The sequence below is a fragment of the Spirillospora sp. NPDC048911 genome, from assembly GCF_043198015.1.
GTDB lineage: Bacteria > Actinomycetota > Actinomycetes > Streptosporangiales > Streptosporangiaceae > Spirillospora.
Genome location: NZ_JBICUD010000011.1, coordinates 1 through 14748 on the forward strand (window position 1 = coordinate 1; position 14748 = coordinate 14748).

Annotated in this window: 9 protein-coding genes; 5 read left to right on the forward strand and 4 right to left on the reverse strand. The window is 71.6% G+C overall.

Features of this window, described 5'->3' with window-relative positions:
• Nucleotides 1–6479: amino acid adenylation domain-containing protein (locus tag ACGFNU_RS39300; RefSeq protein WP_392601687.1), on the reverse strand; the 6479-nt coding region annotated here is incomplete at its 3' end.
• A 451-nt stretch (nt 6480–6930) separates the two neighbouring features.
• The gene (locus tag ACGFNU_RS39305; RefSeq protein ID WP_392601688.1) at nt 6931–8472 is read right to left on the reverse strand and encodes an amino acid adenylation domain-containing protein; all 1542 of its coding nucleotides are present in this window, start codon (nt 8470–8472) and stop codon (nt 6931–6933) included.
• Nucleotides 8473–8816: 344 nt separating this feature from the next.
• Between ACGFNU_RS39305 and sbnA the strand changes: the two genes are divergently transcribed.
• The 5 genes from sbnA to ACGFNU_RS39330 all read left to right on the forward strand — a co-directional run bounded on the left by sbnA (nt 8817) and on the right by ACGFNU_RS39330 (nt 13451).
• Complete coding sequence (gene sbnA / locus ACGFNU_RS39310; RefSeq protein ID WP_392601689.1) at nt 8817–9830, forward strand: 2,3-diaminopropionate biosynthesis protein SbnA; 1014 nt, start codon at nt 8817–8819, stop codon at nt 9828–9830.
• Between the two features lie 44 nt (nt 9831–9874).
• Nucleotides 9875–10900 carry a 2,3-diaminopropionate biosynthesis protein SbnB gene (sbnB, locus tag ACGFNU_RS39315; protein ID WP_392601690.1) on the forward strand — a complete coding sequence of 342 codons (1026 nt, stop codon included), beginning with the start codon at nt 9875–9877 and terminating at the stop codon, nt 10898–10900.
• A 58-nt stretch (nt 10901–10958) separates the two neighbouring features.
• A complete protein-coding gene (locus ACGFNU_RS39320; RefSeq protein WP_392601691.1) occupies nt 10959–11192 on the forward strand; it encodes a hypothetical protein in 234 nt (77 codons plus the stop codon).
• A gap of 75 nt (nt 11193–11267) precedes the next feature.
• A complete protein-coding gene (locus tag ACGFNU_RS39325) occupies nt 11268–12437 on the forward strand; it encodes an acyl-CoA dehydrogenase family protein (protein ID WP_392601692.1) in 1170 nt (389 codons plus the stop codon).
• Nucleotides 12438–12455: 18 nt separating this feature from the next.
• The gene (locus ACGFNU_RS39330) at nt 12456–13451 is read left to right on the forward strand and encodes an ADP-ribosylglycohydrolase family protein (RefSeq protein ID WP_392601693.1); all 996 of its coding nucleotides are present in this window, start codon (nt 12456–12458) and stop codon (nt 13449–13451) included.
• On the opposite strand, the gene ACGFNU_RS39335 is transcribed toward ACGFNU_RS39330, so the two are convergent.
• On the reverse strand, nt 13448–13879 hold the full coding sequence (locus tag ACGFNU_RS39335) for a TIGR03668 family PPOX class F420-dependent oxidoreductase (RefSeq protein ID WP_392601694.1): 432 nt from the start codon (nt 13877–13879) through the stop codon (nt 13448–13450). The genes ACGFNU_RS39330 and ACGFNU_RS39335 overlap by 4 nt on opposite strands.
• 28 nt (nt 13880–13907) lie before the next feature.
• Nucleotides 13908–14711 (reverse strand): enoyl-CoA hydratase, encoded by an 804-nt coding sequence (locus tag ACGFNU_RS39340; protein WP_392601695.1) that lies wholly within the window; start codon nt 14709–14711, stop codon nt 13908–13910.
• Nucleotides 14712–14748: the final 37 nt, after the last annotated feature.

Below are 14748 nucleotides of genomic sequence, written 5' to 3' on the forward strand. Positions count from 1 at the left end.
TACGAAAGGGTCACGCCCTCGAACGACACGGCGGGAGCGTCCGGATTCGAAGCCGCCTGCACCTCGAACAACGCCGGAATCGTCGCCCGCTCCACGGGCTCCGCGGCGCCGCCCGCCCATTCGGTGAGGATGGTCTTGCGCTCGGCGGGGTCGAGGACGTCGATCTCGCTGAGCCGGGCCCCGGGTTCGGCGAGCAGCGCGGTCAGGTAGCGCTCGAAGCGGCCGATGAGCCGCCGCGCCGTGGCCGGGTCGTAGAGGTCGAGCGCGTACTCCAGCTCGCCGTCGAGCCCGTCCTCCCGCTCGGTGAGGACCATGAGGAGGTCGAAGCGGGCGACCCCGGCGTGCAGCGGTTCGACCTCGGCGCTGAAGCCGGGCAGTTCCAGCTTGGCCTCGGGGTTGTTCTGGAAGGTCAGGCCGACCTGGAAGAGCGGGTGGCGGCCGAGGTGGCGCGGCGGGTTGAGGACTTCCACGAGCCGTTCGAACGGGACGTCCTGGTGCGCGTACGCGGCGAGGTCGGTCTCGCGCACCCGCGCGACGAGGTCGCGGAACGTCGGGTCGCCGGAGGTGTCGGTCCGGAAGACCAGCATGTTGACGAACATGCCGACGAGGTCGTCCATCGCCTCGTCCGTCCGGCCCGCGATCGGCGAGCCGATCGGCACGTCCGTCCCGGCGCCGAGCCGCGTCAGCAACGCCGCGAAGGCGGCCTGCGCGACCATGAACGGGCTGGTGCCCGTCTCCCGGGCGATCTTCAGGAGGGCGGCGTGCACACCGGCGCCCAGCCGGAAGCGGGCCGTACCGCCCCGGTACGAGGCCTCGGCCGGGCGCGGCCGGTCGGCGGGCAGTTCCAGCTCTTCGGGAAGCCCGGCGAGGGTGTCCTTCCAGTACGCGATCTGCCGCGAGATGAGGCTGTCCGGATCATCCTCGGACCCGAAGAGCTCCTGCTGCCACAGCGTGTAGTCCGCGTATTGCACCGGCAGCGGCGCCCAGTCCGGGGCCTGGCCGCCGGCCCGCGCCGCGTACGCCGAGATCAGGTCCTTGGCGAGCGGCGCCAGGGACCAGCCGTCCCCGGCGATGTGGTGCATGAGCAGCAGCGCGACGTGCTCGTCCGGCGCGATCTCGTAGAGATGCGCGCGGAGCGGCGGTTCGGCGGAGATGTCGAACGCGTAGCCCGCGGCCGTGCCGAGCCGGGAGGGCAGCTCGGCCGCCGTGGTCGCGGTGATCTGGAGCTCGGGGCGCGCGACCGCCGGGTCCAGGACGAGCTGCCGCGGCACGCCGCCGCTGTCGGGCAGGATCGTCCGCAGCGTCTCGTGCCTCGCGACCAGATCGCCGAGGGCGGCCTGCATGGCCGCCCGGTCGAGGGCGCCGCGAATGCGCAGCGCCAGCGGCATGTTGTAGGTGGCGGACGGCCCCTCGAACCGGTTGAGGAACCACAGCCGCTGCTGCGCGTACGAGAGCGGGACGGCCTCGGGACGTTCGCGCCGTTCCAGCACGGGACGGCCGGGCTCGCCGGCCGCCAGCTCTCCCAGCCGCTCGGAGAGCAGCGCGATGGTCGGCGCCTCGAACAGCGCGCGGACGGGAAGCTCCACCTGGAGCGCCCGGCGGATCCGGCTGACGACCCGCATCGCGATCAGCGAGTTGCCGCCCAGCTCGAAGAAGTCGTCGTCGATGCCGACCCGGGCGAGGCCCAGCAGCTCGGCGATCACGGCGGCGATCGTCTCCTCGCGGGCGTCGCGCGGGGCCCGGTAGGAGGTCGCGGTGCCCGCCACGGTGATCTCGGGGCGGGGCAGCGCCTTGGTGTCGACCTTGCCGTTGGGGGTCAGCGGCAGCTGGTCCAGGACGACCACGGCCGAGGGCACCATCGACTCGGGCAGGTTCTGGCGGACGTAGGCGCGCAGCTCCTCGGCGTCGAGGGTCTGCCCGGGAGCGGCGACGACGTACGCGACGAGGCGCTTCTCCGTGGCCTCGCCGGTGGCGGCCGCCGGCTGAAGGTCCTCGATGCCCGGCAGGCCGACGCCGGAGACCGTGACGGCCGCGTCGGCGACGACGGCTTCGAGCACCTGCCGGTACCAGCCCGCGAGCCGTTCGACGGTCGCGCGGTCGAACAGGTCCAGCGCGTACTCGATCGTCCCGACCATGCCTCCCGAGCCGCCCACCGGCTCGTCCAGCAGGAACTCCAGATCGAACTTGGCCACTCCGGCGTCCACCGGCTCGACGCCGACGGTCAGCCCGGGCAGTTCGACCGACGGGGCCGGGTTGTTCTGGAGGGTGAGCATGACCTGGAACAGCGGATGCCGCGACAGCGACCGCGCCGGGTTGAGGGTGTCGACGAGGCGCTCGAACGGCACGTCCTGATGGGCGTACGCGGCCAGGTCGGTCTCGCGCACCCGGGCGAGCAGTTCGGCGAACGCGGGGTCGCCGGAGGTGTCGGTGCGCAGCACCAGGGTGTTGACGAAGACGCCGACCAGCTCGTCGAGCGCCTCGTCCGTCCGGCCCGCGATCGGCGAGCCGATCGGCACGTCGGTCCCGGCGCCCAGCCGCGTGAGGAGCGCGGCGAGCGCGGCCTGCAGCACCATGAAGAGGCTGACCTGATGGGTGCGGGCCAGCGCGGACAGGCCGTCCGACAGTTCCTGCGGCACGTCGAAGGTGACCTGCCCGCCCCGGTAGGACGCGCGCTCGGGACGCGGGCGGTCGGTGGGCAGGGCGAGCTGGTCTGGAATCCCCGCCAGGGCGCCCTTCCAGTAGTCGAGCTGCCGGGCGGCAAGGCTTTCGGGGCCGTCGCCGAGGAGCTGCCGCTGCCAGAGCGCGTAGTCCGCGTACTGCACCGGCAGCGGTTTCCAGTCCGGTCCGGCGCCGTCGCGGCGGGCGACGTAGGCGGTGATGACGTCCCTCGCCAGCGGTGCAAGCGACCAGCCGTCACCGGCGACGTGGTGCATGACGAGCAGCAGGACGTGCTCGCCGGCGCCGAGCCGGTAGAGGAAGGCGCGCAGCGGGAGTTCGGCGGCCAGGTCGAAGCCGCGCGTGGCGTCGGTGAAGAGCCGGCCGTGCAGGTCGTCGCCCGAGGCCCCGGCGGTCGTCAGGTCGGCGATCCTGAGCTCGGGTTCGGCCTCGTCCGCGTCGAGGATCCGCTGGTACGGCTCGCCGTCGGCCTCACCGAACAGCGTCCGCAGCGACTCGTGCCGGGCGATCACGTCGCGCAGCGCGGCCCGCACCGCGGCGTAGTCGATCTCGCCGCTCAGCCGCAGCGGGATCGGCATGTTGTAGGTGGCCGTCGGGCCTTCGAGCCGGTTGAGGAACCACAGGCGTTCCTGCGCGTACGAGACCGGCAGCGGGTCGGGACGGGCCGCCGGGATGAGCGCGGGCCGCACCTCGTCCCGGCGCCCGGTGGCGGCGGCGAGGTGGGCCGCGATCCCGGCGACGGTCGGCGTCTCGAACAGGACCCGGATCGGCAGCTCGGCGTTCAGGACGGCGCGGGCGCGCGAGACCACGCGGGTCGCCTTGAGCGAGTCGCCGCCGAGGTCGAAGAAACCGTCGTCGATGCCGACGCCCGGCAGCCCGAGCACCTCGGCGAAGATCCCGCACAGGATCTCCTCCCGCGCGTCGCGCGGGCCGCGGCCCGTGACCGCCGCCGCGAAGTCCGGGGCGGGCAGGGCGGCACGGTCCAGTTTCCCGGCCGGGTTGAGCGGCAGCTCCGCCAGCGGCACGACCGCCGTCGGCACCATGTACTCCGGCAGCGTGCGGCCCGCGAATCCGCGCAGCGCCGCCGGGTCGAGCGGCATGCCGGGCTCGACGGGGACGACGTAGGCGACCAGCACGGTGTCGCCCACGTCGTCGGTGCGGGCGACGACGACGCTCTGCCGGACGCCGGGGTGGGCCGCGAAGGCGGTCTCGATCTCGCCCAGCTCGATGCGGAAGCCGCGCACCTTGACCTGGTGGTCGGCGCGGCCCAGGTACTCCAGATCGCCGTCCGGGGCCCAGCGCGCCAGGTCGCCGGTGCGGTACATGCGGTCGCCGGGCGCACCGAACGGGTCGGCCACGAACCGGTCGGCGGTCAGGCCCGGCCGGCGCAGGTAGCCGCGGACCACGCCCGGACCGGCGAGGTAGAGCTCGCCCTGCACGCCCGCCGGGACGAGCCGCAGCGCCGGGTCCAGCACGTAGGCGCGCACGTTGGCCATCGGGCGGCCGATCGGGGCCCGCCCCTCGGGATTGCCGTCGTCGTACCAGCCGGTCACCACGACCGTCGCCTCGGTCGGCCCGTAGATGTTGGAGACGCGGGCGTCCGGCGCCTGCCGCCGGACCTCGCGCAGCATCGGCGGGGGCAGCGCCTCGCCGCCCAGCGTGATGTGCTCGGAGTCGATCCGCACGCCCTCGCGGCCGATCACCGCCGAGGCCGCCGAGGGGACGCCGCCGACGAACGTGCCCGACCAGCCGCCGCGTTCGCCGATCTCCAGCAGGTCCCGCAGCACCTCGATCTCGCCGCCGAGCGTCAGCGGCAGCAGCCACTCCTGGACCGACAGGTCGAAGTTGAGCGAGGTCGCGAACGCCACGCTCCGCAGGGCGCCGGCGCCGAAGAACTCGAGGACGCGGGTGCGGAACGCGTTCACGTCGGCGTGGTTGACCGCCACGCCCTTGGGCCGGCCGGTCGAGCCCGAGGTGTAGATGACGTACGCGAGGTTGCCGGGCAGGAGCGGCCGGACCCGGTCGGCGTCCGTAACGTCGGTGCCGGCGAACTCCGAATCGTCCTCCAGGTGATCGAGCTCGATCCGGGTGACACCGTCCGGCAGCGCGGCGCCGGCGGCGCTGGTGGTGATGACGCAGGCCGGCGCGGCGTCCGCCAGCATGTAGGCGATCCGGTCCGGCGGGTAGGCGAGGTCGATCGGCAGGTACGCGGCGCCCGCCTTGAGGACGGCGGTGAGCGCCGCGACCATGGCGGCGTCGCGGGGCAGGGCGATGCCGACCAGGTCCTCGGGGCCGACGCCGAGCGCGATCAGCCGCCGGGCGAGGCGATTGGCGCGGGCGTTGAGCTCCCGGTAGGTGAGCGTCTCCGCGCCGTGGCGGACGGCCGGGGCGTCCGGCGTCGCGGCCGCCTGGCGCTCGAACTGCTCTGGCCACGCCTGCGTGGAACGCGGCACCACGGCGCCGCTGCTGGTCTCCAGGACCTGGCGGCGCTCCGCCTCGTCCAGGAACTCGACGTCGCGCAGGGGCGTGGCCGGGTCGACGTCGCCGAGCGCGGTCAGGAACCGCATGAAGCGTTCCTGGTGGGCCGCGACCTCGGCCTCGGTGTACAGGTCGGGGTGCGCCTCGAAGTCGACCCGCAGGCCCTTGCCGTCGAAGTTGTCGTAGATGTTGACCGACAGGTCGTCGACCGGCCCGGTGGTGAGGGCGTGCATGCGGCCGGGCGTGCCGGCGAAGTCGAGCCGGTAGTCGAAGGCCATGATGTTGACCGTCGGCCCGTAGAGCCGCCGCCGCTCCCCCAGGATCTTCAGGTCGCGCAGGAGGTCCTCGCGGCGGTAGCGCTGGTGGCGCAGCGCCCGCGCGGTGGCCCGGGTGACCGAGCGGACCAGGTCCTCGACCGGCATGTCCGGCCGGACCTCCACGCGCAGCGGCACGATGTTGGAGGCCATCGCGGCGGTCTCCTGCGCCAGCGGCGTGGTGCGGCCGGTGACGGCCAGGCCGATGATGACGTCCCGCGTGCCGGTCATGCGCCCGACGTACGCGGCGGTCGCGGCGATCGCCACCGCCTGGGTGGCCGTGCGGAGCCGCCGCGCGCCCACGGCGAGGCCGGCGGTGGCGTCCGGCGGCAGCGTGACGGTGCGGCTGATCGGCCACGCGGTCGGGACGGCCATGCCGTCGGTCAGGCTCACCGCGACCGGCTTGTCGGCGAAGCGCTCGGTCCAGTAGGCGCGGTCCCGCTCGAACTTCTCCGAGGTGCGGTACGCGGCGTCCTCGGCCAGCAGCCCGACGTACGAGCCGTGCTCGACCTCCTCGTACTCGCCGCCGTTCGCCAGCGCCGTGTAGACCTCCGCGGCCCGGCGGCTGACCATCGAGCCGCTGAAGGCGTCGGCCATGATGTGGTGGGCGCGGATGAACCACCAGTGCAGTTCCGGCCCGAGCCGCAGCCAGCCGGTGACGTAGAGGCACTCGCCGTCCAGGGGCAGCGGCTCGGTCATGCGCTCGCGGATCCACGCGCGCGCGGCCGCGCGCGGGTCCTCTTCACCGCTGACGTCGATGAGCGGAACCGTCGCCGTCGCCTCGCGATTGAGCACCTGGTAGGGAATGCCGTCCCGCTCGACGATCCGGGCATTCATGGCTTCGCCCTCGTGCGCCGCGATGGTCGCCACCCGATCGAACACCGCGTGATCTATCGGCCCGTCGATTTCGATGTACTGCGCAATATGAATCGGTGTTTCGGGTGCCAGTTGCTGCGCATACCAGACGCTCTGCTGAGGGGCGGAAAGCGGAATGTACTCAGTGGACGACATCAGGAGGCACTTTCCCGGTCTGAGGGGATTTATAAAACGCCCAGGTGGGGGCGGGTCCCCTTCAGGGGGACGGATGGAATTGCGTGACGACGAACTTCGGGCCCTACCCCGTCCCCTTTCCCCGAGTCCCTGCCGGCCTCGCGTCGCTCACGCGCGACCCCATCGCGCCGAGCCAGCTCCCGACCAGTGCAGAGCGCCGCTGTTTCCCGCCCCTCGGTCAGGGCGAGCCCTCGACCACGTCTGTACTCAGGAGTAGCGGAGCCACAGTTAACCAGCCTGTCACATGCCTCGCAATCCCCCATCTTGCAGAACTTAGCCTCAGAAATTGCTCACAGTCGTGACAAAAGAGACTGTTCGTGGCATGTGGGACGCTCGACAAGTGACAAGGGTTGACGACCGAACCCGGCCAGTGTGATCACAGAGGGTGATCACTAAGGGCGGACCCGATCCGTCAGCCGCCGGCCGGGTACTCGTGCACCACGACCGCGGCCGCCCCGACGCCCGGATGCCGTTGCAGCACGGCCTCGATCTCGCCGAGCTCCATCCGGACGCCCGCGATCTTGACCTGGCGGTCGACGCGGCCCAGGTACTGCAGAGCAGGCACGCCCGCGCCGGACGCCGAGGGCTCCAGCAGCCTGACGGCGTCCCCGGTCCGGTAGAGACGGCCGGAGGGCGTCCGCTCGAACGGGTCGGCGTAGAAGGCCTCGCGGGTGCGTTCATGGTTGCCGAGATAACCCCGCCCCACACAGACGCCGCCGACGAAGAGCTCACCGGTCTCACCGATGTCGCAGGCGCTCCACGTGCCGTCGTCCTCGTTCCGCAGCACATAGAGCTGCGTGTTGACGATGGGCGTGCCGATCGGCAGCCGGAGAAGCTCCAGGTCCTTGGCGGTCACCGTGTGGTGGGTGACGTCGTCGGAGCACTCGGTGGGGCCGTAGGCGTTGAGCAGCCGGGCGTGCGGCATGGCCTCCAGCCAGCGGCGCGACAGCTCGGCCGGCAGCTCCTCCCCGGTCGCGATCATCCACCGCAACCCGCCCAGCGACCCCTGCTGGGCCTCCTCCAAGTCGTCCAGAAGATGCCTGACCATGGTCGGGACCAGCTCGACGATGGTGATGCCCTGTTCGTCGACGGCCCGCGCGAAGGCCACCGGATCGTGCCCGACGTCATCGCCGATGACGTCCACCCGGCCGCCCAGCAGCAGCGGGCAGAGCATCTGCCAGACCGAGATGTCGAAGCCCAGCGGGGCGGTCTGCGCCAGCACGTCGGCGGGCGTCATCTCCAGGTCGACGACCTTGGCGTAGAGGTGGTTGATCATTCCCTGGTGCTCGACGACGGCGCCCTTGGGGGTGCCGGTCGAGCCCGAGGTGAAGAGCACGTACCGGGGCTGGTCAAGAGCGTGCAGCCGCGGCTCGCCTTGCCACGGCTCGCAGGCGTCCGCGCGCGCGGCCGGAACGATCTCGCAGCCGGCCTCGGCCGCGCCCGCCACGAGCGCCGGCGCGGAGTCCCCGACGTCGACGGTCAGCAGGACGCGCGCCCCGGCCTGGACGAGCACGTCCCGCACCCGCGCGGCGGGCCAGGTCTCGTCGGCGGGGACGTAGAGCGCGCCGATGAGCTCGATGGCGAGGAACGCGGAGATCACGGTGGCGCAGCGCGCGCCGCCCACGCCGACGACCGTGCCCGGCTCGACGCCCGCGCGTTCGAGCAGGGTGGCGATGCGGCGGGCCTCGGCGGCGAGCCCGGCATAGGAGAGCGAACGCGTCGCGTCGGTGACGGCGGGGCGGTCACCTCCAGCGGGAAACCCGGCGGCGAACTCGGCGGCGAAACGCTCGACCCGGGTGATGACCGGGTCGGCGAGGTCGATCGCGTGCTCGCGGGTCATGCCGTGGCGATCGGCCAGCTCACGGGCCCGCGCGGCCTCGGCGGCGGAGATGTCGAGCACGGGCAGCTCGGCCGGACCGAGCAGCCGTTCAGCGACCTGTCCGCGAGCATTCATCTTAACTCTCCGTGATGTAGGAATTCTCCACCGTCATCGGTTAATCATGGTGGCGTAACAGCTTATGTCCGACCCCGGCCGAACCTTCACTAGAATCGGTACTTAGGAGACTACCGGCCAGTAAGTAGGGGGTTGCGGGGGGACAACCCCGAAGGTACCGTGATGCTCCGCTACGGTTCGGGCAGAACCTCGCGACATGCTTCGGGGACACGGGGGAAACACCCGAAATCGCTTTCTGGGTATTCGATACAGGGGACGGCGCGGGATGACGAATCCATGTCCCACGGCAGGAAAGTCACAATTTCAACAGACCTGTTGATCGTCGTTTCTTCAAGGGTGGCAGCGTGCCCGTAATCACCTCGCCGCAGGACTTCAACGTCGAGGATCTCTATGTTGATCTTCGGCCGGTTCTCGACTGCCCGCTCTATCTCAAGTGCGAGGGATTCAATTTCGCCGGCTCGGTGAAGCTCAAGGCCGCCGCCGAGATGGTCGAGGCCGCCGAGCGGGAGGGCGCCCTGACGCCCGAGTCGATCATCGTCGAGTCGTCCTCGGGCAACCTCGGCATCGCGCTCAGCATCATCGCGGCGAGCAAGGGATACCGCTTCATCTGCGTCACCGACCCCCGCTGCAACCCGGCCTCGATGCGCCTCATGCGGGCGCTCGGCGCCGAGGTGCGGGTCATCTCCCGGCAGGACGCCAACGGGGGCTTCCTGGAGAGTCGCATCCGGTACGTGCGGGAGCTCTGCGAGACCGAGCGCGCCGGCGGGCCCGGCGGCGGGCCGGACTACGTCTGGCTCAACCAGTACGCCAACCACAACAACTGGATGGCGCACTACCGGGGCACCGCCCCTGCCATCGACAAGCACTTCCCCGAGTTGGAGGTGCTCTTCGTCGGGGCCGGCACGACCGGCACGCTGATGGGCTGCGCGCGCTACTTCCGCGAGCACGCGCGCCCGGTCACCATCGTCGCGGTCGACGCGGTCGGCTCGGTCACCTTCGGCGGCATCCCCGAGCGCCGGATGGTGCCCGGCCTCGGCACCAGCAGCCGCCCCGACCTCGTCGACGAGTCGTTCATCGACGACGTCGTGCACGTGCCGGAGACCGACACGATCCGCACGGTGCACCGGCTGTCGTCGCGGGGCTTCCTCTTCGGCGGGTCCACCGGCACCGTGGTCAGCGGCGCGGAGCGCTGGCTCGCCGAGAAGTACCCCGGCGAGTCGCCCGTGGCCGTCGCCATCGCCCCCGACCTGGGCGAGCGCTACCTCGACTCCATCTACGAGGAGAGCTGGCTGCGCGACAACTTCGGTCACATCCTCTCCGAGCTCAACCTCCCCAACGCCGATATTCTCGGCATCTAGTCACCTTCCACCCTTCCCTCACGTTTCTCGGAGTTCGACGAGCCATGACGCAGCCCCCCTCCTTCGCCGTGATCTCAGGCGCCCAGGTCCACGAGGCGATCACCGGCCGGGAAGCCGAGGTCACCCGGATGATCGAGGCCGCCTACCGGCTGCACGGCGAGGGCGCGACCGTCAACCCCGACTCCTACTTCCTGCGCTTCCCCGACCGGCCGTCGTCGCGGATCATCGCGCTGCCCGCCTCGGTCAAGGGCGACGTGGACGTGCACGGCATCAAGTGGATCTCCAGCTTCCCGGAGAACGTGCAGGCGGGCATCCCGCGCGCGTCCGCCGTGCTGATCCTCAACGACACCGCGACGGGCTACCCGTTCGCCTGCCTGGAGAGCTCCATCATCAGCGCCGCGCGGACGGCGGCCTCCGCGGCGCTCGCCGCCGCCGAGCTCAGCGACCGGCGGGGCGCGCGTCCCGCCCGGGTCGGGTTCTTCGGCGTCGGCCTGATCGCCCGCTACATCCACACTTATCTCGCGGGCAACGGCTTCACCTTCGACGAGCTGGGCGTCCACGACCTGTCGCGCGAGCACGCCGAGGGCTTCAAGGGCTACCTCGAACGGTCCGAAAAGGGAACGATCACCATCCATGAGTCGGCGGAGGACCTCGTCCGGTCGTCCGACCTCATCGTGTTCGCCACCGTGGCGGGCGAGCCGCACGTCACCGACCCGGCCTGGTTCGAGCACAACCCGCTCGTGCTCCACGTCTCGCTGCGGGACCTCTCCCCCGAGATCATCCTGTCCTCGTACAACGTGGTGGACGACGTCGAGCACTGCATGAAGGCCAACACGTCCCCGCACCTGGCCGAGCAGCGGGTCGGCGACCGCGACTTCGTCGCCGGGACCCTCTACGACGTCCTGACCGGCGCCACCACGCCGCCCGCCGACAAGCCCGTCGTGTTCTCGCCGTTCGGCCTCGGCGTCCTCGACCTCGCCGTCGCCCGCTTCGTCTACGACCAGGTGACCGCCGCCGGGGACCTGCAGACCGTGCCCGGCTTCTTCCACGAGCTCAAGCGCTACGGCTGACACGCGGCGGCCGGGCGCCCGGCGGGTGGATTCCCGAAAGAACGGGAAGGTCTCGGGCATGGAAGACAAACGAGCCGACGTTCAGGAGCTGTCCGACTTCGAGCTCCACGTCTACGAGACCGTCGCCGAGATCGACAAGGCCGGTGGCGCGGCCAACATCGACACGCTGCGCAACCTCATCGACCGCCCGGAAGAGGACATCTGGGCGGCGTTGAGCCATCTGGTCTCGGCCAACCACGTCCACTCCACCGCCAAGGGCTTCACCCTCGGCCCGCACGACTGGGCACCCTGACGCTGGCCCCTGGGCCGCCCGTACGGCAGAATCAACCAAGCAAGCGTCAGGTTGGCTGTACGGGAGGTTCCGGGGATGAGGCTCGTCGTCACCGAGGAGCAGGAGGAACTGCGCGGCGCGCTGCGCAGGTTCTTCGCGGACAAGTCGCCGGGCGCCGAGGTCCGCCGCCTGATGGAGAGCGCGACGGGCTACGAACCGGCGGTCTGGAAGCAGATGGCCGAGCAGCTGGGCCTCCAGGGCCTCGCCGTCCCCGAGGAGTACGGCGGCTCCGGCTTCGGCGTCCGCGAGCTGGTGATCGTCCTGGAGGAGATGGGCCGCGCGCTCGTGTGCGCGCCCTACTTCGCCACGGTGGTGCTGGCGGCGACGGCACTCCAGGCCTCCGACGACAAGACCGCCCAGCGCGACCTCCTCCCCGGCATCGCCGACGGGACCACCATCGCGACGCTCGCCTGGACCGAGAACGAACGCTGGGACCTCGGCGCGGTCGTGATGACGGCCCGCGAGACCGCGGACGGCTGGGTCCTGGACGGCACCAAGACCTACGTGCTCGACGGCCACATCGCCGATCTCGTGCTCGTCGCCGCCCGCACCCCGCTAGGCCTGTCGCTCTTCGCGGTAGACGGCGACATCACAGGCAGTACCTCTCGAGGGGGGACGACCCCCCACACCCCCCGAAGCGGCTCCGCCGCTGGTCTTACTCGCACGGCTCTCCCCGTCCTCGACCAGACCCGCAAACTCGCCCGGCTCGACTTCGCCGCCGTGCCCGCCCGGCTCGTCGGCACGGAGGGCGGCGCGGAGCCGGTCCTCGCGCACACCCTCGACATCGCGGCCGTGGGCCTCGCGGCCGAGCAGCTCGGCGGCGCCCAGGTGTCGCTCGACATGGCCGTGGAGTACGCGAAGGTCCGGCACCAGTTCGGCCGCCCGATCGGCGGCTTCCAGGCGATCAAGCACCGCTGCGCGGACATGTTCGTCCAGGTCGAGTCGGCCCGTTCCGCCGTGCTCCAGGCCGCCGCCACCGCCGACGAGGACCCCGGCGAGCTGCCGGTCGCCGCAGCCCTGGCCAAGGCGTTCTGCTCGGACGCGTACTTCCACACCGCGGCCGAGAGCATCCAGATCCACGGCGGCATCGGCTTCACGTGGGAGCACGACGCGCATCTCTACTTCAAGCGCGCCAAGTCGTCGCAGGAGCTCTTCGGCGCGCCCGCCCACCACCGCAACCGTCTCGCTCACCTCGTGGGCATCTGACGCTCATACGATGGCGGGATGAGACGGGCGAGCGGAAGCATCTTCGGCCTGGCGTACGGGGACGCGCTCGGCGCTCCCACCGAGTTCCTGAACATGCGCCAGATCCACAAGCGCTACGGGCACGACGGGCCACGCGACCTCCCGGAGAACCCGCTGGTCACCGACGACACCCAGATGGCGCTCGCGGTGGCGGGCGGCATGCTGAACGCGCTCGACAATCCCCCGTTCACCCCCGACCTGATCACCCCGATCTGGCGGCGCCGCTTCCTCGACTGGCTGCACGACCCCGAGAACAACCGCGCGCCGGGCCAGACCTGCCTTCGCTCCTGCCGGGGCATGGACTCCGGGCTCCCGTGGGTGGAGGCGACCCAGCACGGCTCCAAGGGCTGCGGCGCCAACATGCGCGTCACCCCGGTCGGGCTCGTCCCGGGTTTCACCGACGAGACCCGTTCCGGCGCCGCCCAGCTCCAGGCGGCGCTCACCCACGGCCACCCGACGGGCCTCGCCGCGAGCGACCTGACGGCCTTCGCAACGTGGTGGCTCCGCGAAGGCATGGCCCCGGCGGACCTGCCCGCCGCCCTCCGCGACCGCTGCCACGTCCAGCGCTCCACGTACCACGAACGCTGGCTCGGCGACCTGTGGAAGCACTCCGAGGCCCCCTCCCCCGCCGAGTTCATCGCGCGTGGCTGGGACGAATGCCGCCAGGCCCTCGACCGGCTCGACGAGGCGCTCCGGCGCGGTGACCGCGAGTCCGATCCCTGCGAGCTCACGGGCGCGGGCTGGGTCGCCGAAGAGGCCCTCGCGACCGCGCTGCTCTGCTTCCTGCTCTTCCCGGAGGATCCCGTCTCCGCCATCTGGCGCGGCGCCGCGAGCTCCGGCGACTCCGACTCCATCGCCTGCCTGGCCGGTGCCTTCGCGGGCGCGCACCTGGGCATGGACGCCTGGCCGCGCGAATGGCAGGCCCGCATCGAGTACGCCGATCAGCTGACCCGCACAGGCGAGGCCTGGGACTAGCCCACCTCAGGCGTGGCGGACCAGCCGGTCCAGCCGTCGATGATCACGGCGATGACCGGGCCCTCGGGACGGTGCTCGCGGTACTGGGGATAGCGGGCGGTCAGCAGGTCGATCGGGGCGGCCATCCGGGCGGGGTCGTCGATGACGTGGGCGTGCCCGTCCACGCGGACCCACCAGAGGCGGTCCCAGTCGTCGTCGTAGTGGTCGGCGAGCAGGGTGACGTGCGGGTTGGCGCGGATGTTGGCCAGGCGCCTGAGGTCGCGGCTGGCCTTGGGCTTGTGGTCGACCGCGGTGTAGACGGTGCCGCGCTCGACGGCGAAGGCGACCGGGACGAGGTGCGGCAGGCCCTTCTCGTCCACGGTCGCGAGGCGGACGACGGGGACCGTCAGCAGCCGGCGCCGGGCGAGGTCCTGCGGAAGGCTGGGCACAGCCGCAGCCTAGAGCGTGCCCCGTGCCCTAGTCGCGGAACTCGGGCGGCCGGTTCTCCTTGCGGGCCTGGATCGCCTCCTCGAAATTGCGGGTCGTGAGGCGGACGAAGAGCTGCGCGAGCCCCTCGTGGTCCATGTGGGCGTTCAAGCTCGCCGCGTCCAGGCTCGACCACAACATCCGCTTGGTCAGCTCGACACCCGGCCGGCTGAACGCGGCGATGCGCTCGGCCAGCTCGTAGCACTCGTCCAGCAGCTTGTCGCCGGGCACGGCGCGCGAGACCAGGCCGATCCGCTCGGCCTCCGCCGCGCCCACGTCCCGCCCGGACAGCATGATCTCGAACGCGCGGGACGAGCCGATCGCGCGCGGCAGCAGGTAGCTCAGGCCGAGCTCGCTCGCGGTCAGCCCGTTGTTGATCCCGGCCGCGCGGAAGTAGGCGCCCTCGGCCGCGATCCGGATGTCGGTGGCGAGGCTGAGGCAGAGCCCGCCGCCGATCGCCGGGCCGTTGACCGCCGCGATCACCGGCTGGTGCATGCGCCGCAGCGCGCGGATGACGTCGTCCAGCAGCTCCATCGAGCGCAGCGCGATCGCCGAGACCGTGAGCCCCTCGATGCCCGGGATGCGGCCGGGCGACTCCAGGTCCGCGCCGGAGCAGAAGCCGCGGCCCGCCCCCGTGACGACCACGACCCGGGTGTCGTTGTCGGCGCTGACCTCCTCCAGTGCCTCCTTGAACGGCACCATCACGTCGAACGCCATCGCGTTCATCCGGTCGGGCCGGTTGAGGGTGATCAGCGTGACGTGCGGGCGCGGCTTGTCGATCAGCACGAAGGACATCGGGGCCTCTGCAATCCCGTGGGCGCGAACCTAGCAA